This is a genomic window from Rarobacter faecitabidus (genome assembly GCF_006716265.1).
GTDB classification, from domain to species: domain Bacteria; phylum Actinomycetota; class Actinomycetes; order Actinomycetales; family Cellulomonadaceae; genus Rarobacter; species Rarobacter faecitabidus.
On record NZ_VFOS01000001.1, the window covers coordinates 1,237,104 to 1,263,487 of the forward strand.

The 26,384-nt window shown below is 66.1% G+C and carries 23 protein-coding genes; 5 read left to right on the forward strand and 18 right to left on the reverse strand.

Annotated elements, in window-relative coordinates; translation table 11 throughout:
- Positions 1-91: 91 nt before the first annotated feature.
- From murC to FB461_RS05540, 8 genes are all read right to left on the reverse strand, one after another.
- A complete protein-coding gene (gene murC, locus FB461_RS05505; protein ID WP_142119677.1) occupies positions 92-1,531 on the reverse strand; it encodes a UDP-N-acetylmuramate--L-alanine ligase in 1,440 nt (479 codons plus the stop codon).
- The gene (gene murG, locus FB461_RS05510; RefSeq protein WP_246046032.1) at positions 1,528-2,703 is read right to left on the reverse strand and encodes an undecaprenyldiphospho-muramoylpentapeptide beta-N-acetylglucosaminyltransferase; all 1,176 of its coding nucleotides are present in this window, start codon (positions 2,701-2,703) and stop codon (positions 1,528-1,530) included. Before murG ends, murC begins: the two co-directional genes overlap by 4 nt.
- Positions 2,697-4,010 carry an FtsW/RodA/SpoVE family cell cycle protein gene (locus FB461_RS05515; RefSeq protein WP_142119679.1) on the reverse strand — a complete coding sequence of 438 codons (1,314 nt, stop codon included), beginning with the start codon at positions 4,008-4,010 and terminating at the stop codon, positions 2,697-2,699. The genes murG and FB461_RS05515 overlap by 7 nt, the downstream gene beginning before the upstream one ends.
- Positions 4,011-4,013: 3 nt before the next feature.
- Positions 4,014-5,456, reverse strand: a complete 1,443-nt coding sequence (gene murD, locus FB461_RS05520; protein WP_170222622.1) for a UDP-N-acetylmuramoyl-L-alanine--D-glutamate ligase — start codon at positions 5,454-5,456, stop codon at positions 4,014-4,016.
- Positions 5,453-6,538 (reverse strand): phospho-N-acetylmuramoyl-pentapeptide-transferase, encoded by a 1,086-nt coding sequence (gene mraY, locus FB461_RS05525; protein ID WP_142119685.1) that lies wholly within the window; start codon positions 6,536-6,538, stop codon positions 5,453-5,455. The genes murD and mraY overlap by 4 nt, the downstream gene beginning before the upstream one ends.
- Positions 6,535-7,938, reverse strand: a complete 1,404-nt coding sequence (locus tag FB461_RS05530) for a UDP-N-acetylmuramoyl-tripeptide--D-alanyl-D-alanine ligase (protein WP_142119687.1) — start codon at positions 7,936-7,938, stop codon at positions 6,535-6,537. Before FB461_RS05530 ends, mraY begins: the two co-directional genes overlap by 4 nt.
- A gap of 77 nt (positions 7,939-8,015) precedes the next feature.
- Positions 8,016-9,590: a UDP-N-acetylmuramoyl-L-alanyl-D-glutamate--2,6-diaminopimelate ligase gene (locus tag FB461_RS05535; protein WP_142119689.1), complete on the reverse strand. Its 1,575-nt coding sequence runs from the start codon at positions 9,588-9,590 to the stop codon at positions 8,016-8,018.
- A gap of 43 nt (positions 9,591-9,633) precedes the next feature.
- On the reverse strand, positions 9,634-11,367 hold the full coding sequence (locus FB461_RS05540; RefSeq protein WP_246046033.1) for a peptidoglycan D,D-transpeptidase FtsI family protein: 1,734 nt from the start codon (positions 11,365-11,367) through the stop codon (positions 9,634-9,636).
- On the opposite strand from FB461_RS05540, the gene FB461_RS05545 reads away from it, so the two are divergent.
- Positions 11,360-11,926: a hypothetical protein gene (locus FB461_RS05545; protein ID WP_170222623.1), complete on the forward strand. Its 567-nt coding sequence runs from the start codon at positions 11,360-11,362 to the stop codon at positions 11,924-11,926. The two genes, FB461_RS05540 and FB461_RS05545, sit on opposite strands and share 8 nt — an antisense overlap.
- A 198-nt stretch (positions 11,927-12,124) precedes the next feature.
- Here the strand turns inward: FB461_RS05545 and ftsL are convergent, their stop codons facing one another.
- From ftsL to FB461_RS05575, 6 genes are all read right to left on the reverse strand, one after another.
- The gene (gene ftsL / locus FB461_RS05550) at positions 12,125-12,547 is read right to left on the reverse strand and encodes a cell division protein FtsL (RefSeq protein ID WP_142119694.1); all 423 of its coding nucleotides are present in this window, start codon (positions 12,545-12,547) and stop codon (positions 12,125-12,127) included.
- Entirely contained in the window at positions 12,544-13,548 is a 1,005-nt protein-coding gene (gene rsmH, locus FB461_RS05555; protein WP_246046034.1) for a 16S rRNA (cytosine(1402)-N(4))-methyltransferase RsmH, read from the reverse strand. Before rsmH ends, ftsL begins: the two co-directional genes overlap by 4 nt.
- A 157-nt stretch (positions 13,549-13,705) precedes the next feature.
- Entirely contained in the window at positions 13,706-14,140 is a 435-nt protein-coding gene (gene mraZ, locus FB461_RS05560) for a division/cell wall cluster transcriptional repressor MraZ (RefSeq protein WP_211349867.1), read from the reverse strand.
- Positions 14,141-14,710: 570 nt separating this feature from the next.
- The gene (locus FB461_RS05565; protein WP_142119700.1) at positions 14,711-15,100 is read right to left on the reverse strand and encodes a DUF3040 domain-containing protein; all 390 of its coding nucleotides are present in this window, start codon (positions 15,098-15,100) and stop codon (positions 14,711-14,713) included.
- 96 nt (positions 15,101-15,196) lie between these two features.
- Complete coding sequence (gene dinB, locus FB461_RS05570) at positions 15,197-16,423, reverse strand: DNA polymerase IV (RefSeq protein ID WP_142119702.1); 1,227 nt, start codon at positions 16,421-16,423, stop codon at positions 15,197-15,199.
- Between the two features lie 108 nt (positions 16,424-16,531).
- The gene (locus FB461_RS05575) at positions 16,532-17,026 is read right to left on the reverse strand and encodes an SAV_6107 family HEPN domain-containing protein (RefSeq protein WP_142119704.1); all 495 of its coding nucleotides are present in this window, start codon (positions 17,024-17,026) and stop codon (positions 16,532-16,534) included.
- A 58-nt stretch (positions 17,027-17,084) separates the two neighbouring features.
- Here FB461_RS05575 and FB461_RS05580 point away from each other — a divergent pair, with 58 nt between their 5' ends.
- Entirely contained in the window at positions 17,085-17,984 is a 900-nt protein-coding gene (locus FB461_RS05580) for a spermidine synthase (RefSeq protein WP_142119706.1), read from the forward strand.
- A 108-nt stretch (positions 17,985-18,092) separates the two neighbouring features.
- On the opposite strand, the gene FB461_RS05585 is transcribed toward FB461_RS05580, so the two are convergent.
- Positions 18,093-19,019, reverse strand: coding sequence for a proteasome assembly chaperone family protein (locus tag FB461_RS05585; RefSeq protein WP_142119708.1), 927 nt, complete (start codon positions 19,017-19,019; stop codon positions 18,093-18,095).
- A gap of 172 nt (positions 19,020-19,191) precedes the next feature.
- Between FB461_RS05585 and FB461_RS05590 the strand changes: the two genes are divergently transcribed.
- Complete coding sequence (locus FB461_RS05590) at positions 19,192-21,384, forward strand: HelD family protein (protein WP_142119710.1); 2,193 nt, start codon at positions 19,192-19,194, stop codon at positions 21,382-21,384.
- Positions 21,385-21,459: 75 nt separating this feature from the next.
- Positions 21,460-22,674, forward strand: a complete 1,215-nt coding sequence (gene serA / locus FB461_RS05595; protein ID WP_142119712.1) for a phosphoglycerate dehydrogenase — start codon at positions 21,460-21,462, stop codon at positions 22,672-22,674.
- A gap of 68 nt (positions 22,675-22,742) precedes the next feature.
- Here serA and nrdR read toward each other — a convergent pair whose 3' ends face one another.
- Complete coding sequence (gene nrdR / locus FB461_RS05600) at positions 22,743-23,195, reverse strand: transcriptional regulator NrdR (RefSeq protein WP_142120819.1); 453 nt, start codon at positions 23,193-23,195, stop codon at positions 22,743-22,745.
- Positions 23,196-23,590: 395 nt separating this feature from the next.
- Positions 23,591-23,986, reverse strand: coding sequence for a LysM peptidoglycan-binding domain-containing protein (locus tag FB461_RS05605; protein ID WP_211349840.1), 396 nt, complete (start codon positions 23,984-23,986; stop codon positions 23,591-23,593).
- A 272-nt stretch (positions 23,987-24,258) separates the two neighbouring features.
- Here FB461_RS05605 and lexA point away from each other — a divergent pair, with 272 nt between their 5' ends.
- Positions 24,259-25,089, forward strand: a complete 831-nt coding sequence (gene lexA, locus FB461_RS05610; RefSeq protein WP_142119716.1) for a transcriptional repressor LexA — start codon at positions 24,259-24,261, stop codon at positions 25,087-25,089.
- A gap of 246 nt (positions 25,090-25,335) precedes the next feature.
- On the opposite strand, the gene FB461_RS05615 is transcribed toward lexA, so the two are convergent.
- Positions 25,336-26,334: an L-lactate dehydrogenase gene (locus FB461_RS05615; RefSeq protein ID WP_142119718.1), complete on the reverse strand. Its 999-nt coding sequence runs from the start codon at positions 26,332-26,334 to the stop codon at positions 25,336-25,338.
- Between the last annotated feature and the right edge of the window lie 50 nt (positions 26,335-26,384).

Below are 26,384 nucleotides of genomic sequence, written 5' to 3' on the forward strand. Positions count from 1 at the left end.
GCCGCGTCCGGCGCGGACGAGCGGCCCGCCGAGCGCTCGGGAGTTTTTGGCGGGGCGCGATCCGGTGCTGGTCGCGGCCGTGAGGGTGGCTTCACAAGCCCTCGTCCCCCGCGAGCGTGCGCAGGACCTCGCCGGCCATAGCCGTGACGCTCCCTGCTCCGACGAGGAGGACGAGGTCGCCGGGGCTGGCCTCGGTGGCCACGGTGCGGGCGGCGGTCGCCAGGTCGGGCACCGCAGCGACGCCACTGCCCGGCGTCGCGAGATCGGTGATGGTCCGGGCGCCGACGTCGGAGCGCGGCGCCTCCCTGGCAGCGTAGACGTCCGACACGACCGCCACGTCGGCAAGCTGCAGTGCCTCGGCGAACTCGCGGGCAAAGGCCACCGTCCGCGAATACAGATGCGGCTGGAACAGCACAATCACCCGGCCCTCCCCCGCCACCTGCCGCGCGGCAGCCAGTACCGCGGCCACCTCCGTCGGATGGTGCGCGTAGTCGTCGAACACGCGCACCTCGTTCGCTTCGCCGCGGAACTCGAACCGGCGCCCGGTGCCGCGGAAGGCACCAATCGCGGCGGCGGCCTCGTCCGCATCGAATCCGAGTTCGACGATTGCGGCGAGAGCACCAGTCGCGTTGCGCAGGTTGTGCTCGCCGGGCACAGTCAGTTCCAGGCGAGTGACACGGTCACCGAAATGCACGTCTGAACCGCTCCCGGAGAAGGAGATGACGTAGTCTGCCGCGGGATCGGTGCCGAACGTGACGACGCGGCGATGCGTCGGAGTCTGACCTGCCCACCTCGCCCGCGAGCGCTCGGCAAGGGCACGGGTGCCAGGATCGTCCGCTGACAGAACCAGCGTCCCGCCCGCGACGACACGCTCGGCGAACGCGTCGAACGCCGCGTACAGGGCCTCGGCCGTACCGTAGTGGTCTAAGTGATCGGGCTCGATGTTATTGACCACCGCGATCGTCGGGGAGTAGTTCAGGAAACTGCCGTCGGATTCGTCGGCCTCAATGACAAGGAGCGCGTCGCTGCCCGAATGCCCCCCGCTGGCCATTCCCGTCGCCGTCGCGATCGTCGAACCGATCGCGAACGACGGATCCGCGCCGAGTCCGCGCAGCGCAGTCGCGATCATCGCCGAGGTCGTGGTCTTTCCGTGCGCGCCGGCGACCGCTACGAGCGACCTTCCACGCGCCAATGCCGCGAGCGCCTCCGAGCGATGCAGCACCCGCAGGCCTCGCGCGCGCGCCGCCGCAAGTTCCGGGTTGGATTCCTTGATCGCGCTCGAGACCACGACGGTGTCGGCGCCGTCGACGTGGGAAGCGTCGTGGCCGACCCAAGTCGTGGCACCCGCCTCTCCGAGCGCGCGTAGTCCTGCGGAGTCGTTGGCATCACTGCCCTGGACGGATACCCCCTGCTCCAGCAGCATGGCGGCGATGACGCTCATGCCCGCGCCGCCGATCGCTATCAGATGAACCCTTCCCCACCAGGCCGCGTCGTATCGAGCGCTATCCTGCTGCTCGCGGACGCCGGTCATTTCGGATCCTCCGCGTCGTCGGCGGTCGGCGATGTCCGCCCCCGATCCCCGGATCCGATTCGCTCCACGATGCGGACCAGCTCGGCTGTGGCGTCGACGCGGCCCGTGCTCCGAGCTGCCCGTCCCATTGTTGCGAGCCGCATCCGGTCACCGATCAGCGGGGCCAGTTCGTCACGAATCCAGTCGGCCGTCAACTGTGCATCGCGCACGTGTACTCCTCCGCCCGCTGCCACCACATCTGCGATATTGCGCTCCTGCTCGCCGTTGCCGATGGGAAGCGGTACGTACACCGCGGGCAGGCCGAGCGCGGTCAGTTCCGCGACGGTGCCGGCCCCGGCGCGAGCAAGGACCAAGTCCGCGATGGCGAACAGAGAGGTGATGTCGGTCGAATACTCCTGCGCTAGGTACCGGCCGCGTAGGTCCTCGGGCAGGCCCGCCCTGGCACGCAGCGGCTCAACCGACTTCCCCTTGCCCGTCAGGTGCACGATGTTGGTGTGCCCAACCAGATCGGCGAGCGCGCCGACCACCGCCGCGTTGAGACGAGCGGCGCCGAGCGAGCCCCCCGTGACGAGTAGCACTGGAAGATTCGCCGCGAGGCCCAGTTCGACCTTCGCGGCCGTGACGGAGGCCTCGTCCAATCCCGATAGCCGGGCGCTCGCAAGCCGCTCCACCTCCGAACGCAATGGCAGGCCGACCTGATGTGCTCCCCTGATCGGTGTGCTTGCGAACGTGGTGGCGACGGCGGTGGCCCAGCGCGCGCCGAGGCGATTGGCCAGCCCGGGGCGTGCGTTCTGCTCGTGGATGACGATCGGTATGCCGAGCCGGCGAGCAGCCACGTACGCCGGGGTGGCGACGAATCCGCCGAACCCCACGACGACGTCCGCGCCGGTCTGCCGGAGAATGTCCTTGACGTCTCGGATAGCGCCGCGGAATCGGGACGGCAACGTCAGCAACTCCTTGGAGGGCCTGCGCGGGAGCGGTACGCGGGCGATCGTGCGCAGGTCGTAGCCGCGTGCCGGCACCAGTTCAGCCTCGAGGCCGGTCGCCGTGCCGAGTACCGTGATGAGCGTCGCCGGGTTGCTCTGCCGCAAACCGTCCGCCGTAGCCAGCAGCGGGTTGACGTGCCCGGCCGTACCACCGCCAGCGAGCAGCACCGACATCGCCTTCACCATGATCCGCTTCCTCCCTGCCCGCCACGTTTGACGCTGCGCTTGACCCGACTGACGACTGCCACGGATCTCTTCACCACCGATCCCCGCGCCGCCAGCATCTCGGCAGCCCCGGGTTCCGTCCTGGCGAAATGTATGACGATGCCTAGCGCCGTCATTGACGCGATCAGCGCCGATCCTCCCGCAGAGACCAGGGGCAGCGGGACACCGATCACCGGTAGCAGGCCGATAACGACGCCGATATTGATCAGCGCCTGCCCGATGATCCAGCACGCGATTGCAGCCGTCGTCACCCGTGCCATGGTGTGCTCGTGTCGGCGGATCACGCGAACCATGCCGATACCGAGTGCCGCGAAGAGCGCCAGGACGCAGAGCGTGCCGACGAGTCCGAGTTCCTCGCCGATAACGGCGAAGATGAAGTCATTGTGCGCCTCGGGCAGATAGGACCACTTCTGGCGGCCCGCGCCCAGGCCCACTCCCGTGAATCCGCCCGTACCCAGGCCCCATAGGCCGTGCTTGGTCTGATACGAGGTTCCCTGGGGATCGGCAACATCCGCGTGACCCAGCCACGCTTGGACTCGCTGCACGCGGTTCGGGGCCGACACAACGAACACGATGGCGAAAACGACGATGCCCGCCGCCGCGACGGAGAAGATGCGCATGGGGATCCCCGCCACGAAGAGCGCCCCGGCCGACAGGAGCAGCAGGATAGCCGCCGTCCCCAGGTCGTGACCGCCAATGACGAGCATCGCCGCCAGGCCGATGACGGGCACCGCCGGGATCGCTGCGTGCAGCCAGTGATCCAGCAACTTTTCCTTGCGGAACATGATCGAGCCGAGCCATACCGCGAGCGCGAGCTTGATGAACTCAGACGGCTGAACCGTTATGCCGCCGACGATGTGCACCCAGTTGGTGTTGCCGCCTTGCCCACGCGCGAGCGGCGTAAAGATCAGGCACTGCATGACGAAGGACACGATCAGCAGGACGCCGGCGGATTTGAGGTAGAAGCCGATGGGGATGCGGGTGGCCAGCAGCATGGGAATAAGTCCCACGAGCACGAACATGCCCTGGTTGAGGAACACCGAGTACACGGACTGCCCATCGCCCAGCGCATCCACGGAGGACGAGGACAACACCATGACGAGCCCCAGAACGAGGAGCATCGTCGTGGCGCCCACCAGCATGTAGTAACTGGTGAGCGGGGAATCCCAGACCGTCGCCCACCACCCGGGCTGACGAGATGCGTCGCGATGCGGACGAGGGTTGTTTGCGGAACGCGCGGCCTGAGCGTGGGCATCAAGTCGTGTCATCTGCTACCGCGCCCCTGTCGCCTCCGCGAGCCGACTCACTGCCGAGGCGAACGCCTGGCCACGGTGCGCGTACGAGCGAAACTGATCCATGGATGCGCACGCGGGGGCAAGCAACACGACATCGCCGGGCCTGGCCACGCCTGCTGCAAGTTCGACCGCACTACTCATCACCATGTCAGTGTCGCTGTCATCCGCCTCGAGGGTGGGGATATGCGGCGCGTGTCGGCGAAGTGCCTCCACGATCTGCCCACGTTCGCGGCCGATGACCACGGCGGCTCGCAGTTTGCGCCCGACCTCGATCACCAGGTCGTCGAAGCTGACCCCCTTCGTCAGGCCGCCTGCGATCCACACGGCCGAGCCATCCACTTGCGCGAGCAGCGCGGCACGCGCGGCATGCGGATTCGTCGCCTTGGAATCGTCGATATAGCGAACGCCACCTATCGCGGCGATCGTCTCAATCCGGTGGTGGCCGGGATGGAACGACGACAGTCCCTCGCTGACGTCCCCTGCGGGCACGCCCACGCTGCGGGCGAGAGCGGCCGCGGCAAGCGCATTCCTGATCACGTGCGATGGAATCGACCCGTCGGCGCCCCCCAGATGACCCAGGTCGTCGAGAGTGCCGATCTCCTCGCTGCTTCGATGACGGAGCGGATCTGCGGGATCCGCATGAAAGGCCCGGTCGACGATGATCGACTCCACCAGCCCGATCTCGCCGGGTCCCGGCGCCCCGAGGGTGAAGCCGATGGCGCGGGCGCCATCGGTCACGTCCGCCTCGCGCACCATAGCGGTGATGGCCTCGTCTCCCACGGGATACACCAGGGCGCCTGTGACGCCGGCGAAGATCTTGGCCTTCGCCGCGGCGTACGCCGCCATGGATCCGTGCCAGTCGAGGTGGTCCTCGGCGAGGTTGAGCACCGCCGCTGCGTGCGCTTGCAGGGAATGCGTGAAGTGGAGTTGGAAACTCGAGAGTTCGACGACCAGCACCTCCAGCGCCGGATCGAGTGCGGCGGTGATCAGGGGCGTGCCCACGTTGCCAACCACCGCGTGCGGGACGCCCGCGGCGTCAAGGATCGCGCCCGTCATCAGGGCCGTCGTTGTCTTCCCGTTCGTTCCGGTCACGGCCAGCCATGCGGCAGGCTTTCCCGTCCGCGTACCGGCCACGCGCAGCCGCCAGGAGAGCTCGACCTCGGACCAGATCGGGATCTCGAGCAGATCGGCGCGGACGAAGATATCCGATCGCGGCTGCCACCCGGGCGAGGCGACGATGACGTCGATGTCCGCGAGGTCGACGGCGGAATCGTCCGCGAAGTCCGCGCCACCGCCCGCGTCGAGCGTGGTGATGGCGCGAGCCCGACCGGTAAGGGCCTCGACCACGGCCGTACCTGTCACGCCGAGCCCGACCACCAGTACGTGTGCATCGGCGAGGGCGGGAACAGCGGTGGTCACGACGAAGCCACCCACTGCCCGTAGAAGAGTCCGAGTCCGGCAGCGGCGCACAGCAGCGCGATGACCCAGAAACGGATCACGACGTTCACCTCGTGCCAGCCGCTCAGCTCGAAGTGATGGTGCAACGGTGCCATCTTGAACACTCGTTTGCCCGTCATCTTGAAGAAGCCGATCTGGATCACGTCCGACATCACGATGATGAAGAACAGCCCGCCGATGACCACGGCGAGAACCTCGGTGCGCGTCAGGATAGAGATCGCCGCGAATGCGCCGCCGAGCGCCAGCGATCCGGTGTCCCCCATGAAAATCTTCGCGGGTGAGGCGTTCCACCACAGGAAGCCGCAGCACGCGCCTGCTATCGCCGCCGCGACGATCGTCATATCGTACGGATCTCGCACCTGGTAGCAGGTGGAGGCCAGCGCCGTAGGCGACGTGCAATCCTGGTTGAACTGCCACAGCCCGATGAGCACGTACGCCCCGAAGGAGATCAGCGAGGCGCCAGTCGCGAGCCCGTCTAGTCCATCCGTGAGGTTGACGCCGTTGGACCAGGCGGTGATCAGGAAGTTCGCCCAGATCATGAACAGGACGATGCCGATTCCCGTCCCCCAATGGGCGAGGTTGAGCGGCGTGTCGCGCAGGAACGATATGTTCATGGACGCGGGTGTTCGCCCGTGCTGGTCGCGGAACTGCAGGACGAGGATCGAGAACGCGACCCCGACGACGCCCTGGCCGATCATTTTCGCGATCGGCGAGAGCCCCAGGCTACGTTCCTTGCGGATCTTCGTGTAGTCGTCGAGGAAACCGACTATTCCCAGACCGACCATGAGGCCCACAGCCAGGATGGCCGACATGCCGGGGGGGCGTCCCATGACGATCGACGCGCTCATCCAGCCGATGACGGTCGCCGCAATGATCACGACGCCTCCCATCGTGGGCGTGCCGCGCTTGACCTGGTGGGACTGAGGGCCATCCTGCCGGATGAACTGACCGTACTGGCGCTTGACCAGGAACCGGATGAACAACGGGGTGCCGACCATCGACACCAGTAGCGCGACCGCGGCGCCGACGATGATGGCGATCACGCGAAGCTCCCTTCCGTGGCCAGTTCGTCGGCCAGTTGCCACAGGCCCGCGCCATGCGAGGACTTGATGAGGACCACGTCGCCCGGCTGCAATTGCGCTGACAGGATCTCGCGGGCCTCGTCCAGCGTCTCTGCGAAGCGAGCCTCATCGCCCCACGAGCCCTCCTGCGTGACGCCGTCGAAGATGCTCGAGGCACCGCGGCCGACCACGATGGTGAGCGAGATGTTGAGCCGGACGGCAAGCAGCCCGATGTCGTGGTGATGAGCGCGTGAGGCGTCACCCAGTTCAAGCATCTCGCCCAGGAGCGCCACGGTGCGCCGCTTACGCCCTGCGATGACCGCGAGCGTCCGCAGGGCAGCCTTCATCGAGTCCGGATTCGCGTTGTACGAATCGTCGATGACGGTCACGCCGTCAGCACGCGTGGTGACGTGCATCCGATGCGGCGACATGGCAGTGGCATCGCTGATCAGGGCCGCCGCGTCGGCCACATCGATGCCCACCTCGCCCACTGCTGCGATAGCCGCGAGGGCGTTCGAGACATTGTGCGCGCCGATCAGGCGCAGGCTCACGGGGGCGCTCAGCTCGGTCCGCGCATCGTAGGCGTTGAAATCGGCGCCGCCGTCGGGCCTGATCGAGACGTCGCGGGCCATGAGGGTGGTTCCTCGCACATTGCCGAACGTCACGACGGGGCCGTCCGCGAGGTCGGCCATGGCCGCGACCCGCAGGTCGTCGGCGTTGAGGATGGCGGTGCCGCCGGGGCGCAGACCCTGGACGAGCTCGGCCTTCGCCTTCGCGACCGCCTCGATCCCGCCGAACTCGCCGACATGCGCCTGGCCGACCATCAGCACGATCGCGATGTCCGGCGGCGCGATGGACGTCAGGTAGGTGAGCTCGCCCAGGTGATTGGCCCCCATTTCGAGGACGAGGAAGCGCGTGGACTCATCGGCCCGTAGCACGGTAAGGGGCAGGCCCACCTCGTTGTTGAACGACGCGACGGGCGCAATGGTGGGTCCGCGCGAGCTGAGCATCTGAAGGAGCAGGTCCTTGGTCGTGGTCTTCCCGGCTGAGCCGGTCACGGCGATGACCCGGATGTCGCCGGAATCGCGCAGTCTCGCGAGCCACGCCCGTGCCAGCGCTCCGAGGGCCGCGAGCGCGTCGGGGACCACGATCGTCGAAGCGCCCTCCGCCTCACGCTCGGCGATGACTGCAACGGCGCCGTTTGCGACCGCGGCGTCGATGAAGTCGTGACCGTCTGCCGCCGAGCCCTTGAGGGCGACGAAGAGGCTGCCCGGGATGGCCTCGCGCGAGTCCGTCACGACGGGGCCGGTCACTGTCGCGTCGGTCCCTCGCAGGCTGCCACCGACGAATTCGGCAATCGTAGCGGCGGACAGATTGTTCACGCGAGATTCTCCTTTGGCCGGCCCGTTCGGGCGGCGGCAGCATCGGCGATGTGTATCAGCATCTAATTATGACGGAACTATGAATCTGCGGAGACTGCCGCGCGGGCGGCGTCGCGATCGTTATACGGATGGAAGACGCCGGCGATCTCCTGGGTCGGCTCGTGGCCCTTGCCGGTGATGATCACGGTATCGCCGGGCTGGGCCAGTTCGATGCCGCGTGCCACGGCATCCCACCGCGGACTGACCTCGACAACGTCGGACAGGTCCGGCCGCACGCGACCGACCCCGGCGAGGATCGCCGACCGGATCTCGGCAGGATCCTCTGAACGCGGGTTCTCGTCGGTGACGACGAGCACGTCTGCGAGCCGGGCGGCGATCTCGCCCATGATGGGGCGCTTCCCCTGATCGCGATCGCCGTCGGACCCGAAGACGATGACCAGGCGTCCCGCGGTAATGGGCCGCACCGCCTCGAGGGCGAGCGTGAGCGCGTCGGGCGTGTGCGCGTAGTCGACGATGACGAGCGGATGGTCGGCATCGTCCACCACGCGTTCCATGCGACCTGGGATCGCTGTAATCGTCTCGATGCCGCGAGCCGCGGCGGCGAGTTCCACGCCGGACCGATACGCCACGACGACGGCGAGCGCCGCGTTCGACACGTTGACGAGGCCTGGTAGCGGGCTGTGCACGGTGACCTCGATGCCGCCGGGTCCAACGAGCCGGAAGGACGATCCGACGTTGTCGAGCCCGATCGTCGCCTGAGTGACCCGCCATTGGGCGGTCTCGTATCCCGGGGATCCGGGCCGTGATGCGACGGTGTCGACGGGAATAGGCGCGTTGTCGGCGAGTCGGACTCCCCACTCGTCGTCGACGCACACCACCCCGTGCCGGGCGAGCCCCGGTGCGAAAAGCCTCGCCTTGTCAGCGAAGTAGTTGTCCATGGTGCCGTGAAAGTCGAGGTGGTCGCGCTGCAGGTTGGTGAAGGCGACGACGTCGAACTTGGCCCCCGCGACGCGGTCGAGCGCGAGGGCGTGCGATGACACCTCCGTGGTCAGCGCGGTTGCACCTCGCTCGCTCGCCATGGCCGTGATCGCCTGCAGCACGGGAGCCTCGACGGTCGTGCGCGGGCTCGGGATCGAATCCTGCCCCACCCGCAGTTCCACCGTGCCGAGGAGTGCGGTCGTGTGATCGCCTCCGGACAGCGCGGCGTCGATGAAGTACGTGGTGGTCGTCTTGCCGTTCGTCCCGGTGACCCCGACGGTCGTGATGCCACGCGACGGATAGTTGTAGAACCACGCCGCGATGTCTCCGGCCAGGGCACGCTGGGTGGATGTCTCGCGCAGGACGACCACGGGGATCGAGGCCCCGCCTTCGTCCCGCAGCAGCGTCGCGCCCGCGTCATCGGTGATGATCGCCACGGCCCCGGCGCGCTGCGCATCGACGGCGAATCTAGCGCCGTGGGTCTTGAGCCCTTGGAAGGCGATGAAGACGTCTCCCGGCAGCAGATCCGAGGTTCCCACGGCCAAGCCGGTGAACTGAATCTCGCGTGCAGTGAGGTCGAGCAGGACGAGCGAGTCCGCGTAGTGATCGACGAGTTCTCCGAGGCTACGGGCATATTTCGCGGCAGGGCGAAGCCGCCCCTGGTCCGAAGTCATGATCGCCAATCTACCGCTCGCGAGTCACCTTCTCCGACTCGGCTCACCACTCCTCCTTGTAGAGCTTCGGGGATTCTGTACTCGGTTCGACCCCGAGGCGTTGCAGCGCGTAGGAACCGACCTCGGCGAATACCGGACCCGCCACGGGGCCACCGTAGATGGATATTCGCTCGCTGGGGTTGTTGATCACGACCGAGATCGCCAAGCGCGGCTTCTCGGCCGGCACGACGCCGATGAACGACGACACGATGTCGTTCATCTGCCCCGAGGCATCCGCTGCCTGCGCCGTTCCGGTCTTGGCGGCGACGCGGTAGCCGGGGATCGCACCGGGCTTGCCCGTGCCGTCGATCACCGTGGATTCGAGCATCCGCAGGAGCTGATCAGCGACCTCCTTGCTGATGACCTGGGTCTGTTCTCCGGCGTCCTTCGTGGTGACGGTGCCGTCAGCCGAGGTGATCGATTGAACGAGGTGCGGCGAGACCCGCTTGCCGCCGTTGCCGATCGTCGCGAACACGTCGACGGCCTGTAGCGCCGTAACGGACACGCCCTGGCCGAAGAGCACGGCGTGCTTGGTTCGTCCATCCCAATCGTCGACATCGTGCAGGATGCCGCGCGATTCGCCGGCCAGTTCGATGCCCGTCTTCTCCCCGAACCCGAACTTGCGCAGGTAGTCGTATCGCACCTGAGTGGGCAGGTCTTCGGCGGCCATGAGCGTGCCGGTGTTGGAGGAGTTGGAGAGGATGCCCGTCAGGGTCCACTTCTCCTTCTCGTGATCGTGCGAATCCTTGAAGGTCTGGTTGTTGCTCGTGGTGTAGCGGTCGGGCACCGTGTACTTGGATTTGGGGGTCGCCAGCCCTGTCTCCAGCAGCGCCGCCACCGTGATCACCTTCGCGGTCGAGCCGGGTTCGAAGACGTCGGACACCGACTTGGCTCCGCGGTTGGATTCGTCCGTGGCGCCCGGCTTGTTCGGGTCAACGGATCCTGATTCCGCCAGGGCAAGGACCGACCCCGTGGGGATGTCGACGACCGTCGCCGAGCCGCCGCTCGCGCCGTACTTCTTGATCTGCTGAGCGAGCGCGTGGGCGGCGACGTACTGGATGTCCCGGTCGATGGTCAGCGTGATGTTGTCCCCCGGCTGCGCGGCGACGGTTGTCTGCTTGCCGGCGGGGATGACGTGCCCGGTGCCGGAGCGCTCGTAGGTGCGCGATCCAGGGGTTCCGGTCAGCTGCTCGTTGAAGGCGGACTCGATACCGGCCTTCCCTTCTCCGGTCGAGCCGACGAAGCCGACGATGTTGCCGCCAACCGTTCCCGCAGGGTAGACGCGTTGCGAGGTCTCCTCGGAGTAGAGCCCAGCGATGCGCAGTGACGAGATGGCGTCCCACACCTCGGGCAGCAGGCCCTTCTTGACGTACTTGAACATCCGATCGCCGGTATAGATGGCGGCGAGTTCGGCCTCGTTCATATCGAGCAGATCCGACGTCAGGCGCGCGGCCTCGGCCGGGCCGCCCACCTCGATGTCCGCCTCGTTCTTGTGGGTCCATTTGGCGAGTTCACGCTGATTCACCGTGAGGTTGTACCGCTTGACCGACGTCGCCATCACCACCCCGTTGACATCGGTGATGTCGCCGCGGCTGGCCTGGACCTCCCGCGTGAACGTGATCTGCTTGTAGGCCTCGGCAGCGAGGGCCGAAGCCTCGAAGCCCTGGATCCAGACGAGGCGCCCGACGAAGAGGACGAGGACCGCAGCGGCCATTCCCACCAGCCAGTTGGTGCGCACCGATGGGCGTCCGGCGCGCGCTCGCCAGCGGCCATGCCGCCGCTGGCCCGACTCGACGACCCTCGCCTCCTCGACCCTGCGGGATCTCCCCGGCGCGGAACTGAGTCCGCTGACTTCGCTGGTGGACGAGGTGCGCGTCGACGACGTGCGCAAGGACGAGCTGCGCGACGACGACGTGCGCAAGGACGCGCTGCGCGTCGACGCCCGGCGCGTGCCGGCAGTCCGTGGTGCCTGCCCGCCGGCTCGACTGCGACCGTTGCCGCTCGAAGGGCGCGGCGATTTTGCACTGCGTCCGCTGGATACTGAGGGCGCGCCAGATCCGGAGTTGGCCGTGGTTGCCCCTCGCGGCTTGGTGACGCGCCCGGTATCGTCGCCACGGCCGTGGGCCCGGCTCGAGCCACGCCCCCGGGCGGTTCGCTCGGCGGTGACGTCGGTCGTTCGGGTTCCCTCCCCGCTTGGCTGGATTCCGGCGCGAGTACCGGGACTCCGCGGCGCCGTGGAACCCGGCTTCGCCTTGCGTGCCGAGTTGGTAGCCTCACTGCCCGAGGCGCGCGACTGACGCGACGGCGTTGCGTCCCGCCCGGACGCGCCGCCGGCCTGCCTCGATGATCCTGAGCTCCGATTACCGGAACCGGAGCGTCGCGTCGCGCCGTCAGGAGACGGGCTCCCGGAACCGCTGCCGCCGGTGGGCCGCCGGCGCGTTACTGGACGATCCGCGTTCCTGCCTGAGTCAGTCATATCGTTGCCGGATCCGCCGTCACTCCGTCAGACCGATGATCTGCTTGTCCTGGAGCCGGATCATCAGCGGTGCCTGCTGTTGGGACATACCCAACTTCTTAGCAGACTTTGCGAGGTTTTCCGGGGTATTCAAAAAGTTCAGGTGTGTCTGGAGCATATCTTTGGACTGCGCCTCGTCTGCCAGTTGGCGTTGAAGCGACGCCTGCTGGTAACTGCCCTGAGCCATCATGGTATTGAGGGCGAGCGATCCGAACAGCCCGAGTCCGAGCAGGATCATGCAGAGGATGAGGAATACGAATCGGCCGCTATCGGGAACCGTCGACGGGATGACCTCCAGGTGAGGCCGCTCGGCGGCGGGCGGACGCACGGATGTGCGGGTCGATCCGGTGCGATCGATTCGACGCTGTGGGCGTGCCGGAGGCAACGGCTGTGCGAGGCTCATCGAGTCGCTCCTTGGGGCATCTGGGCGGGGGTGCTACGTGTTCTTTCAGCGACGCGGAAGCGCACTGAAGCCGCGCGCGGGTTGTCGGCGATCTCGCCAGCCGAGGCTTTGGCGGCACCTCGCGTGATCGCCGCCAGGTAGGGTTCGTCGCCCGCCAGTTCCACGGGGATTCCGGGCGGGGTTCTGGACGAGGTTCCCAATGCGAATGACTGCTTCACGATTCGGTCCTCGAGGGAGTGGTATGACATGACGCCGATGCGCCCGCCGATCGCCAGCGAGTTGATCGCAGCCGGAAGGGTCCGGCGCAGCACGTCGAGTTCGGCGTTCACCTCGATGCGGAGCGCCTGAAACGTCCGTTTGGCGGGATTGCCCGCGCCCTTCCAAAGTGCGGCGGGAATCGAGGACTTCACCAGTTCTACGAGATCGGCACTGGTTTCCCACGGACGCGAAGTTCGACGGGCCACGATCTTCTCGGCGATGCGCCGGGCGAATCGCTCCTCGCCGTACTCCTTGAGGATGCGAGTGAGCTCCTCGACCGGGTAGGTATTGAGGACGTCGGCCGCCGTGAGGTACTGCGTGTTGTCCATGCGCATGTCCAGCGGAGCGTCCTGGCTGTAGGAGAATCCCCGCTCACGCTCGTCGATTTGCATGGATGACACCCCGATGTCGAGCAGGATCGCCTGCACGGCCCCGTTGGCGTACTCGGACGCGACCTCATCCACGTGGTCGTAAGTCGTGTGCACTCCGACGAAGCGCGGGCCAAATCGCGCCAGCCGCTTGCGTGCCAGTTCAAGAGCGCTCGTATCCCGGTCGATTCCGAGCACCTTGAGGTGTGGAAAAGCCGTCAGGAACGCCTCGGAGTGCCCTCCCAGGCCCAGTGTGCCGTCTACGAGCACCGGGCTGTCCGTCGTGAGCGCGGCACCGAGGAGGTCGAGTGCGGAATCGAGCAGGACGGGAATGTGCCGCGCCGAGATGTCGGCTTGCCGTTCAGAAGCGGTCACACGTGCGTCCTTTCTCATCCGTTCTCCGCTGGGTTTTTAGACGCGTGCCGCAACACGCTGGTGGGAGGTTCCTCCCCTGAGGTCTCCCACCGCGGCGGTGCTGGCGCCGGGGAAGTGCGTCAGAACTGCGGGAGGAGGCCACAAGAGGGGATGCCTGTCAGAACCTGAGGTCGGGGAGCACCTCCTCCTCGGTATCCGCATAACTGCCCTCGGTGCGAGCGAGGTACTGCTCCCACGCCGCGAGGTCCCAGATCTCCACTCGACTGCCCGCGCCGATCACGGCGAGTTCGCGCTCCAGGCCGGCATATTTGCGCAGGAGCGGCGGGATCGATACCCGGCCTTGCTTGTCCGGGAGTTCCTGGCTGGCACCCGACATCAGGACGCGCATGTAGTCGCGTGCGCCCTTGCTGTTGACGGAGGCCTGGCTGATCTTCGCGTACATCCGCTTGAACTCGTCCAGCGGCAGCAGATAGAGGCAGTGCTCCTGACCGCGAGTCATGACGAATCCGGTCGCGAGCTGGTTGCGAAACTTCGCGGGCAGGATGAGGCGACCCTTGTCATCGAGTAACGGCGTGTAGGTGCCTAGCAACAAGTTCGGCAGCCCGCCAAGTTCCTCGGACATCAAGTCACCTCCTCTCCTCAACCCAGTGGCACCACAGTACTCCACTTCACTCCACTCTGTCGCGTCATTTGGGGAGATTCCAGAGAAATTGGTGCATAACTGCAGGTCAAGCCCGTGGTGCAAAGTGGCGATGTTTTGCCTGAATGCGCCATAGCGCGGTTTGGGGGGCTTCCCATGGCGGTCACCCAACCGCTGGCGTGGTGTGTCCGCGAGTTCAGTTCAGCGTTGAATTCATTGAAATATCAATGTTTTGGTCCCCTCAGTGGCGCATGCATCGTATGACACGGCGTAGGGCCAGATCGAACGGGAGGGGATGTGAGCAAACGATGTGGAGGAAAGTGGTGGAGATGGGTTCCGCCTCGGCCCCACCATTGGCGAGCGTGCATGCGGGGCAGTCCAGCCGCCTGTGGGCGGCGAATGACCGCATCACTAAGAAAGGGAGCGCCCCGGCAGTTGCCGGGGCGCTCCCTCTTGTGCGTTAGGGGTTCGCCAGGTTTCGCCGCGCACCAGGCGCGGGAAGCGGCGTAGTGAATGGGCGCGCTACAGTTCGCCGCGACGGCGGCGTTCCCACCTGTCAGCGAGCCGCTCGCTCAAACTGGCCTTGGGGGTCGAAGCGCGTCGCGCCTTGTCCGTTTCGGACTTTCCACGACCGCCTTGCGCTTCGGTCCGAGAGTTGGCGGGACGGCCGAAGCCGTAGATGGTTGCGCTCAGCATGATCAGGAAGCCAAGGATGCCGACGACGACCAGTGATTGAACCGCGCCGAGCACGACGAGGACGAGTCCGACGATGATCCCCGCGATGGCCACCGAGTACTTTCGGGGTCGAACGCGTCGCGGCGCGCTCGATTCGGTGGCCGGCTCACTCGAGTCTCCGCGTAGCGAGCGCTCCATCTCATCGAGAACGCGCTGCTCGTACTCTGAAAGAGGCACGAGACACCTCCATCCGGTGCGTGACAATGCAACACAACCAGGATAGTCCGCAACGGGTCCGGTTGGTAGTTGAGTTCCTGGGCAATGAGACTGCACCTAGCCCCGGCGCAAGCCGCTCGCGGGGGCGAGCACATGCCCGCCGAACCTGTCGCGTACTGAATCGACCGCCGAAGCCACCAGTTCGCGCGGCACGGACGTCTGCGCCAGTTCATCGTCCAGGGTTCCCTGCACGCCCGTCACCGCGCTCGCGTGAAGTTGCTCCACTCGGACTCCGACGAGGCGGATAAGCCGTCCCTTGGCTGGCGATTCGCGCCAGAGTTGACGCAGCGTATCGATGAGTATCCCCGCATCCGACGATGGATGCGGGAGCTGTCGAGATCGCGACAGCACCCGGAATTCGGCGTCCTTCACTTTCAGCACGACCACCCCGCCCATGACCTTGCGGGATCTTAGGATTCCAGCGACCCGGTCGGTCAGCGCGACGAGCACGCGATCCAGTTCGCGTTCATCGGATGTATCGGCTGCGAACGTACGTTCGGACCCGATGCTGAGTTCCTCCCTGCGGGGGTCAACGCCGCGCCTATCGCGCGCCCACGCCAGATCGTAGAGGTTTCCGCCGTGCAGGCCAAACCAATACCTGAGCGATGCCGGATCCGATTGAGCCAGTTCGCGAACGGTTTCAATCCCCCGTTCGCGAAGCGCCTCCTGCGTTCGAGCCCCGACCCCTGGCAACGCCCCTACCGGCAGGGACTGGACGAACTCGACCTCAGCGTTCCTGGGAATCACCAGTAGGCCGTCTGGCTTGGCGTTCGTTGACGCGAGTTTGGCGATGAGTTTCGACGGCGCCACCCCTACCGAGCACGTGACGCGCAACTCCGCGGCGATCCGCTCGCGCAGGTGCTGGGCGATCTCGCTCGCGCTGCGCCAATGTCTGCGTACCCCGGAGACATCGAGGTACGCCTCATCGACCGAGACCTGTTCGACGATGGGCGTGATCTCGGACAGGATCGCCATAACCTCCCGCGACACCTCACGGTATCGGTGCATGCGTGGCGGGATCACCAGGGCACCCGGCGCCAGGCGCCGTGCGCTCGCCATTGGCATCGCGGAACGGACACCGAGCGACCTCACATCGTAGGTGGCGGACAACACCACGGAGCGGCCACTTCCGCCCACGATGATCGGCAGACCTGCGAGCTCGGGCGCATCGGCTATCTCCACCGCCGCGTAGAAGGCATCCATGTCGACGTGCAGGATGGTGCACGAGTCATCGGCACCACCCCAATCGCGGCGCACACCTGCGGCCCTCGGCGCATTACTCACGGCACAGTCCTGATAGCGGCATCCTCACGGCGCAGGTGACACCGTGACTTCGACCCAGCCACTTCCACACGGTGGCATACCTGCAGCGGCGTCCACACGGTGGTGTTCTCACGACGCGAATCGCTCTCTGGACCAGTGGGGAACCGAGGCTTCGCCCGAGTGAGAGAGAACGTCCACGAATGTCGTCACCTCGGCACCGAACTCGTCAGCGTTGCGCAGACAGCGTGAAACCTGATCACCACTCAGGTCGACAGCGAGGCCGGCCTCGAGCGCCGAACGCGTGCGAGAAGACTCCTCGAAGATGGCTGCCCAGTGCGCGAACTGCGGCGCCCGATCCGCCAGTTGCACCCAGACCGACTTGCTTCGCGACCGCCTTAGCGCGGGCCCAAGAGCGGCGAGTACCGCAGCCGCGTACCGGAGCGCGGCGAGGTGGCCGTAGATGTACGCCGACTCGGCGTCCTCGGCTGAGCGCGCAGCGGTCAACTCGTCCTCCGCCCGACGCACGAGATCAAAGCCCGGACGCCGCACAGGGACGTGCCGCATGGGGCGAACGCGCGCCGCGCCTTCCGCTTGCGTCAATTCGACCATCGTCACCACCTCCACACTCCCATTATCGAACACTTGTTCTATTGGCGCAAGCCTGTCGCGATAAAGTGTGTCGATGCCCCCACGTTCCTCAGGCCGCGGCCGCCGTCCGGCGAGGCCCGCCACCTCCACAGCATCGCGTGACCCTCTGACATTGCAGGGGGAGACGATCGAGCTGTCGCACGGAACCGCGCATATCGAGCCCGATCGCGATGCCTCGCGCGCCTTCACGCTCTTCGTCAACGGCGTTCCGAGCAGCTATATCGACCTTGCCGACCCCACGCGGTTGGGGTTCGAATACCTGGAGATCATGCAGGCGATAATCGACGCCCTGCACCCCGGGCGGATCCGCGTCACGCACCTTGGCGGCGCCGCCTGCAGCCTGGCGCGCACGCTCTGCGCCGAGCGGCCCGACTCCGTGCATATCGCGATCGAGATAGATGAGTTGCTCGCCTCATTCGCCCGCGAATGGCTCGACCTCCCGCGCTCTCCCCAATTGCGCATCCGAACCGGAGACGCACGCGCGGCACTCGCCGGGATGCGGTCGGAAAGCGCCGACGTGATCGTGCGCGACGCATTCGCCGGCGATACGACGCCGGCGCACCTGACGACCGAGCAGTTCTTCGCCGAGGCGGCGAGGGTGCTGGCGCCGGGCGGAATCCTGCTGGCCAACATCGCCGACAAGCCACCCCTCTCGCTCGTCAAGCGCGAGATTTCAAGCGCTATTGCCGGGTTCGGACATCAAGCTCGACTGGCGATCGCCGCCGAGCCGGGCATTCTTCGGGGCAGGCGCTACGGCAACATCGTTATGGTCGTCGCCAAACCGTGGGCCGCTGAGACGAACGGCGCTCGGGAACGATGGGACTCGCTGGCGGCGATAGAGCGCCCGCTGCGTACCCTGCCGACGCCCGTGCGCGTGCTGCTGCACCATGAGGCGGTCGCATTCAGCGCGGGCGCACCTGCAATCATCGACTAGCGGATCACGGGTTGCCGGTCTCCCATACCTCCGCGTATGCGAGGGCGGCCTGGCAGATAGTGGGTGCCACGAAATTCGGGGCGCATACCTCCGCGCATGCGAAGAGGGCTACTTCTGCTCCGGACGCTGCTGCGCAAGGAACTGCTCGACCTCGTCCGCGAGGTTATTCGCCGATTGGTCGAGATCAGAGATCAGTAGCGAGGCTTCGGAGCGTCCCGCCTCGACCGCGTCGTACTGCCCCTCAAGCGATGCCACCAATTGCGTGAGCTCGGCAGACGCAGTCACCCGCGAGGCGACCTCGTCGATTGTCTTGGTGGCCTCGTCCTCAAGGACTGCGGTATCGAGCTCCAGCCGGGTGAGCGACGCAATCCGGTCGGCGAGACCCAGCGCGGCGGGGAAGTACGGCATCTGCGCCAGGTAGTGCGGAACGTGTACCGCGATGCCGACCGCATCGCGCCCTTCCTCCCCCAGCCGAACGTGCAGCACCGTCGCGAGCGCGGCGGGCAATGTGACCCGGTCGAACCACTGATCCGTGTCCTCGACCAGATCGCCGCGCGTAGCCGTCGTCGTGAACTTGGACGGGCGAGAGTGCGGAACCGCCACGGGAATCCCGTGCACGTTGATGGTCAGATCGACACCGAAGCGTTCGGCGAGCGCCAGCACAGCGGTGACGAAGCGATCCCAGCGATAGTCGGGCTCGAGCCCGTGCAGCAGCAGAAACGGGACACCCTGAGCGTCCTGGCATACGTCCATGGCCAACACGTGACGCTTCAGGTCGAAGTAGGCACCATCGTCATATGTGACCATCGGGCGGCGCGAGCGGGCATCAATGAACTCATCGGTGTCGAAGGTTACGAGCCGGCGACTTGCGCGCAGCAGATCGTCGGAAAGCAGTTTCCCGGCCTGGCCCGCGTCGATGTACCCCTCGAGGGCGACAATCATCGCCACTCCTGCCCCGGCGGTCAACTCGGCGAGTTCCCGCTCAGCGGCATCGTTGATCGTGTAGATCACGTCGTGCTCCCCTGACGTCGTCATGCTCGTGGCCCGAGTCCCTTCTTCCGCCCGCTCGCGCACGGAAGCGCGACGGTGTACTCATCACAACGCGCGCGCAGGCGGATAACTTCCCGAACGTCCGGCCAAGTTTCGTGGATAATGGTAGGCCGGTTTTTCGTATCGCTACGCAGTCACTGAGGAAGGGGTCGCCGACGTGTCCGATGTGACGGAGTTCGACCGGGAACAACGCGCGATCGATCGCTTTTACGAGCGGCTGGATCACCTGCGGCTCACGCTGCGGGACAAACTCGCGCAGGTCCGCCGCGCAGGTCCGAGCGGATCCCCCCAGAATCGATCCGAACGCGACGCGTTCGCGACGATGTACGAGGATCGGGTCGCCCACCTGGAATCGGTGGAGGAGCGCTTGTGCTTCGGCCGGCTGGATTTCGACTCGGGCGACTCGCGCTACGTCGGCCGCATCGGGCTCACCGACGAGGGTCACCACACAATCCTGACCGACTGGCGGGCTCCGGCGGCGGAACCGTTCTATCAGGCCACCGCCGAGCAGCGCGACGGCGTGTGGCGCAGACGCCACCTGCTGACATCGTCCCGCAAACTCACCGGCATCGAGGACGACCTGCTCGACCTCGAGCGTGAGGATGACGGAAAGCTAGCCGGCGAGGGCGCGCTCATGGCGGCTCTGGCGCGCGGGCGCACCGAGAAGATGCGCGACATTGTCTCGACCATCCAGCGCGAGCAGGATCGCATCATCCGCTCCCCGCTAGCTGGCGCGCTCGTGGTACAGGGCGGACCTGGCACGGGAAAGACAGCGGTTGCCCTCCACCGCGCCGCGTACCTGCTCTACGCGCATCGGTCTCGCCTGGAGCGTTCCGGCGTGCTGCTGGTGGGCCCCTCACGCACGTTCCTTCGCTACATCGATCAGGTGCTGCCTTCCCTCGGTGAGACGGGAGTGGTGTCAACCACCATCGCGGGCCTCATCCCCCACCTCAGGGCGACCGAAACCGACAGCCCTCTCGCTGCCGAGGCCAAGGGAAGCAGGCAGTGGGTCAAGGCGATCGAGCGGGCGGTTCGTGCCCGCCAGCGCGTTCCTGAGGTCGATGTCCCGTTCGATCTCGACGGACACGGGCTCGTGATCAGGCGGGGGGACGTCAGCGACGCCATCGCTCGCGCACGGCGTACCCACCGCCCTCACAACGAAGCCCGCGAATCGTTCGTACGGGACATGCTGCGACGCCTCACGGATCAGTACCTTCTGGCTACCGGGCAGGATCTCGACAGTGATTTCCGCTCCCTGGCGACCGAGGATCTGCGTTCTCATCCGACCGTACGCCGCGAACTCAACCTCGCGTGGTTCCCCATCAGCGCAGAGCGACTCATCAAGGACCTTTTCGCCAAGCCGCATCGGCTCGCTGAGGCGGCCCCGTTCCTATCCCCGAGACAGCGCGAAGCGCTGCTCCGGCCGACTTCGGCGGGTTGGTCGATCGGTGATATCCCGCTGTTGGACGAGGCGCTCGACCTGCTTGGGCCCATCGACGGCTCGACTGAGCGTGACGAGACGGAGCGAGGCCGCGCGGCGGAAGTGAAATACGCCCGCCAGGTGTTGGAGTCGTCGGGCGCAGGAGCGGGGATCGTGGACGCCGAGACCCTCGCAGAGCGGTTCGCGGAGTCCCGCGGCGGCGGCGACCTCGCCGAGCGGGCGGCCCACGACCGGAGTTGGGTCTACGGCCACGTGGTGGTTGACGAAGCTCAAGAGTTGTCCGAGATGGCGTGGCATTCACTGGCTCGGCGCTGCCCCACGCGATCCTTCACGATCGTTGGCGACGTCGCGCAGGCGAGTTCGGCGGCGGGAACACGCGACTGGCGTGCGCGGCTGGGCGCCATGTTCGGACGGCACCTCCACCTGGAATCGCTAACGGTGAACTACCGCACGCCCCGACTGGTGAGCGACCTGGCGATGTCCGTCGCTCGGCACGCCGGCCTGCCTGTGAGTCCGCTCACGTCGGCCCGAGATGTGCCCGATTGCCTGGAGATCCAGCGGACGAGCCGGGGCGCTTCGCTGAGCGTGGCGCTCGATAGCGCACTGACCGAAGCGAACTCGCGTAGCGAGGGAACGATCGCGATCGTCACCCTCGAGCCGGAACTGGCTGCTCCTTGGCTGGCCGCACACGCGGACGAGTTCACCGCCCGCGATGGAAAACAGCGCCTCACCATCGCCACTCCGGGGCAGGTCAAGGGCTTGGAGTTCGATGTCGTGGTCGTCCACGAACCCGCGCGCATCCTCTCGGCTGGCAACGGTGCGGCGGATCTGTTCGTCGCGCTATCGCGACCCACTCAGCGGCTGATCGTCGTCCACAGCGATCCGTTGCCTCGCGGCTTCAGCCAGTAGCGAAGACCGCCGCACGGGAACGAGGCCGACGTGTCCGGTTTGGACTTGTCGGCCTCGGCGATGCACGATGGTCGAGTGCAAAAAGCTCTCCTGCTAGAAAACCTTCACCCCGACGCCGCCAAGATCCTGGCGAGCCGCGGCATCGAAGTGGTCACGCGCACCGGCGCCCTGGACGAGGACGAACTCATCGACTCCCTCCAGGGCGTCAACATCGTCGGCATCCGATCCAAGACACAGCTCACCGAACGCGTGCTGAAATCGGCTCCGGATCTGACCACTATCGGGGCGTTCTGCATCGGAACGAACCAGATCGATCTGAAGGCGGCGGCAGCGCGCGGCATCGCGGCGTTCAACGCTCCGTTCTCGAACACTCGCTCGGTGGTCGAGGTTGCCATCTCCAACATCATCTCCCTCGTGCGCCGGCAACCCGTCTTCGACAAGGAGATGCACGCAGGGATCTGGAACAAGAGCGCGATCGGCGCCCACGAGGTGCGCGGTAAGACGCTTGGCATCGTCGGCTACGGCAACATCGGCACGCAGTTGTCGGTGCTCGCGGAAAACCTCGGCATGTCGGTAATCTTCTACGACATTGCCGAGAAGCTCGCTCTGGGAAATGCGCGCCGCGCAAAAAGCCTTGAGGATCTGCTTCGGAAGTCCGACGTCGTCACGCTGCATGTGGATGGCCGTCCGACCAATCACGATATCTTTGGTGCCGAGCACTTCGCGGCAATGAAGCCAGGAGCAGTGTTCCTCAACCTGGCGCGCGGATTCGTTGTCGACGTCGCCGCCCTGGCTGACGCACTTCAGAGCGGTCACATCTCCGGCGCGGCCGTGGACGTTTTCCCTACCGAGCCCAAGCGCAAGGGAGATCCCTTCTCGTCACCACTGCAGGGACTCAGCAACGTCATCCTCACGCCGCATACGGCAGGTTCCACCGAGGAGGCTCAAGAGGCGATCGGCCAATTCGTGTCGCACAAGATCGTGGACTACCTTTCGACCGGCTCGACGACGTTGAGCGTGAATCTTCCGAATCTAGCCCTCGAGCAGACGACCGGCGCAGCCCGCATTGCGCACCTGCACCGCAACACGCCCGGTGTGCTCGCGCGCGTCAACAACATCCTCGCCGAGCACGGCGAGAACATCGAAGGTCAGTTGCTGGCCACCCGCGGAGACCTGGGGTACGTGGTGACGGATATTGGTTCATCCCTGGAACCGGAAACGATCACCGCGTTGCAGGCGATCGAGCAGACGGTTCGCCTGCAGGTCCTCTGGGGCGCGCCGCAGCAGTAGTGGCCGAGCACGAAGGCGGGGCTCCCATCCACGTGATGGGAGCCCCGCCTTCGTCGTCTGTTGGTCCCCTACTGGCCGTGCTCGATTCGCAGGAGATTGATGGCGGCCTCGAAGTCATCAAGTGAATCGAAACCTTGATAGACGCTTGCAAAGCGCAGGAACGCGACCTCATCGAGGTCCTTCAGCGGGCCGAGGATGGCCAGACCTACATCATGGGAGTCGAGTTCTGCGCTGCCCGATGCGCGCAGGGTCTCTTCGACTCGCTGCGCCAGTAGCGCGAGATCGTCGTCACTGACGGGGCGCCCCTGGCAGGCCTTTCGCACGCCGTTCACGATCTTCTCCCGGCTGAATGCCTCCGTGACTCCGGAGCGCTTCACCACCATCAAACTGGACGTTTCCAGGGTCGAGAATCGCTGACCACATTCAGGGCACTGTCGTCTGCGTCGGATCACGAGTCCGTCTTCAGACGTTCGTGAATCAACGACGCGCGAATCTGGGTGTCGGCAGAATGGGCAGTGCACGGTTCTCCTCGCAGGATCGGCTCTGAACTCGATGGGCACCGCGAATGGCGGCAGGCAACATGGTACCGACCGTTACTGCGAGCAGCGACGTGATCCGGCTAAGACGAGGACGGGGAGCGGCCGTCCTCAGCCGCTCCCCGTCGGGACGCCCCATCCCCATCGCCGGGTGTGAGAGCCACCTCAGTGGCATCAAGCGCAGTGTGTCAACTGCCGAACCGCTGGCGACGCTGTGTGACTCCGTGTCTAGGACCGGTGTCGGTCGCGCCGATGGACCCCCCAGTCAGTCGGTGCGACATCCAACAATTTAGGAAAGGCTAACCTCACGTGCAAGTCGTGGCGTCGAGTGTCTCACGATATGGTCGGGACGGCATCGGTGCGGTCAGGCGGTGTGGCGCTCAGGCCCGAGCGGGAAGGACCAGCGTCATTCCCGGCTCAATGTGGCTCTCCACGAGGTTATTGAGTTTCGCAATGTCCAACAACACGTCCCGAACGTCGGACCCGGCCGGGGTAACACTCGCCGAGATCGACCAGAGACTCTCCCCGCCCATGACCGTGTGGACAGTCACCGCGAGCGGACGGCCAGGACCGTCGGCGGTCGCCTGCCCGCCGCCTGTAAGGGCCGCCCATGCACCCAGGACGGCGAGGAGGGCGACTATCGCGAGCGCCAGTCGGACTCGCCTGAACGACAACCCGTTCGGGCGGTTGCGCCGCGCGACTTCGTCCGACGCGCGCGCGACACGACGCGTCGAAGGGACACGTACACCTTGAGGTCCAACAGCCACAACAGTCATCTCGATCTCCATCCGCCAGGCGCCTGATCTCACGGATCAGGCTCCGCACTTCGTTGACTCGGCGCGAATCCGATTGTCCGCCCGCATCGAACACGTGTACTTATTACAAGTGTACGATGGATAGTACGCGTGTGCCAGTGTTTTTGTACGACACGTTAGAACACCTGTCGCAAATGCACTGGACGCTCGCGTAGAGTGGGACTCACTCGTACAGCGGAAGCAATACCAACACGAGCCTCTGACACGCCGCGGAATTCCCACGATTGGAGCGAATGATGGCAGCCGACGAGCAACGCCCCGAGCAGCGAAGAGAGCCCGACGTGTCCTGGTCGAAGATCGCCGAGCGCAATCGAACAGACTCGGCGGGAGGCGGCGACACTCACGGCAGCACGGCATTGACCTCACGCCAGGGCGAGATCCTCCAGGTCATTCGTGAGTCGCTTGACAGACGCGGCTATGCGCCCTCGATGCGGGAGATCGGCCTGGCGGTCGGGATGGTCTCCCCGTCGAGCGTCAAGTACCAGTTGATCGCCCTCGAGGAAAAGGGCTATCTCCGCCGCGACCGGCGCCGGCCGCGGGCCATGGAGCTCACCCCGCTCGGAGTCGACTCGTCAACGGCTGTGAGCGGCACGCCGTCGCGCCCCGGTCGCGCCCACGGTACCGCGCAGGTAACGGCCTTCGACCCCGACCACTCGTTCGCCTACGACGACGAGCCCGGCAATACACCCAAGCCAGCCATCGTCCCCGTGGTCGGGCGCATCGCGGCGGGCTCGCCCATCCTCGCCGAGCAGGACGTTGAGGATGTGTTCACTCTGCCTAGGCAACTCGTGGGCGAAGGGGAACTCTTCCTCCTGCGCGTAAGCGGAGACTCCATGATCGACGCCGCGATCTGCGATGGCGACTGGGTCGTGGTGCGTCGCCAGCAGACTGCGGAGAACGGGGAGATAGTCGCCGCCATGCTCGACAACGAGGCGACGGTCAAGACCTTCAAGCGCAGGGACGGTCACGTCTGGCTGCTTCCGCACAACCCCGCGTACTCCCCTATCAACGGAGACCACGCAACCATCGTCGGCCGCGTTGTGTCGGTGTTGCGCGCGCTCTGAGACCCGTCGCGTTGGCGGCAGGGGCACATCGGCCGGTCGCCAAGCCTGTGGCAGGGGCACATTGGCTGGTCGCCAAGCCTGTGGCTCCAGAACGGGGAGCTGCCCAGTATCCCGATGGCGACGCGACTCGGTTCTATCGCTCGTGAAGCGCTCCGCTCCGCCTGCTACGACGGCGTTCCGTCGCGTCCCGAGCGCAAGAGCGCCGCGAGCGACGCAGGACTCGTCCCACGAACAATGCCGGGGGCGCTACAGGCCGAACGAACGCGCCGTGTTGCGGATCGATTCGGCCGACGCCTGAAGTCCGCGCAACTCAGCGGCGGATAGCGGCACCTCGATCTGGTGCAGCACGCCCCCCTTGCCCACGACCGACGGCACCGAGAGGCAGACGTCCGAGATCCCGTAGTAGTCCTTGAGAAGAGACGACACCGGCAGCACGGCGTGCTGGTCGTACAGCAACGCCTCGACGATGCGCGACCCGGCGAGGGCGATCGCGTAGTTGGTCGCACCCTTGCCTTCGATGATGCGATAGGCAGAGTTGACGACCTCGTAGGCGATCGCCGCTCGCTCGGCGTCCCCGAGCGGGCCGCGCCCCTCCAGTCCCTGCCAGTCGAGGAGCGGGGCTCCGCCGATCGTGGCGGACGTCCACAGCGGAATCTCGGAATCACCGTGCTCGCCCACCATGTATGCGTGAACGTTCTGAACCGCGACCCCGGTCGCCTGCGCGACGAGGTAGCGCAGGCGGGAGCTGTCGAGCACGGTACCCGAGCCGAACAGTCGGTTCGGCGGCAGCCCGGTGAGTTTCAAGGATGCATAGGTGACGACATCCACGGGGTTGGTGACCATCAGGTAGATGGCGTCGGGGGCAACCTCGAGCAGCGACGGCAGGATCTTGCCCATGAGCGAGATCGTCGATTCGGCCAGTTCCAACCGGCTCTGTCCCGGCTTCTGCTTGGCGCCAGCGGTCACGATCACCACATCGGAACCGCGGACGACCTCCACGTCGTCCGAACCGACGACCTCGGATTGCGCGGTGAACTGAATGCCGTGGGCCAGGTCGAGCGCCTCGGCCTCCACCTTGGCTCGGTTGATGTCAAACAGCGCAACCTCGCGCGCGACCCCGCGGGTCAGCAGCGCATAGGCCATTGTCGCTCCAACCGCCCCGGCTCCCACGACGGATACCTTCGTCCTGCGCACGGTCGATCCCGTCGACGCGGTTGCCTGCTGCTCGGTTGCCGGTTCTGCCATGATCATATCGCTCCTGGTTAGGGGTGAATCGGAGTACGGATACAGCCTAT

Bases quoted from the DNA above. Each gene is read 5' to 3' on its own strand.
- murC (WP_142119677.1), bottom strand. From the start codon at position 1,531: ATGACCGGCGTCCGCGAGCAGCAGGATAGCGCTCGATACGACGCGGCC.
- murG (WP_246046032.1), bottom strand. From the start codon at position 2,703: ATGGTGAAGGCGATGTCGGTGCTGCTCGCTGGCGGTGGTACGGCCGGG.
- FB461_RS05515 (WP_142119679.1), bottom strand. From the start codon at position 4,010: ATGACACGACTTGATGCCCACGCTCAGGCCGCGCGTTCCGCAAACAAC.
- FB461_RS05535 (WP_142119689.1), bottom strand. From the start codon at position 9,590: ATGACTTCGGACCAGGGGCGGCTTCGCCCTGCCGCGAAATATGCCCGT.
- ftsL (WP_142119694.1), bottom strand. From the start codon at position 12,547: ATGAGCCTCGCACAGCCGTTGCCTCCGGCACGCCCACAGCGTCGAATC.
- FB461_RS05580 (WP_142119706.1), top strand. From the start codon at position 17,085: ATGCCCCCACGTTCCTCAGGCCGCGGCCGCCGTCCGGCGAGGCCCGCC.
- FB461_RS05585 (WP_142119708.1), bottom strand. From the start codon at position 19,019: ATGACGACGTCAGGGGAGCACGACGTGATCTACACGATCAACGATGCC.
- FB461_RS05605 (WP_211349840.1), bottom strand. From the start codon at position 23,986: ATGACTGTTGTGGCTGTTGGACCTCAAGGTGTACGTGTCCCTTCGACG.
- lexA (WP_142119716.1), top strand. From the start codon at position 24,259: ATGATGGCAGCCGACGAGCAACGCCCCGAGCAGCGAAGAGAGCCCGAC.
- FB461_RS05615 (WP_142119718.1), bottom strand. From the start codon at position 26,334: ATGGCAGAACCGGCAACCGAGCAGCAGGCAACCGCGTCGACGGGATCG.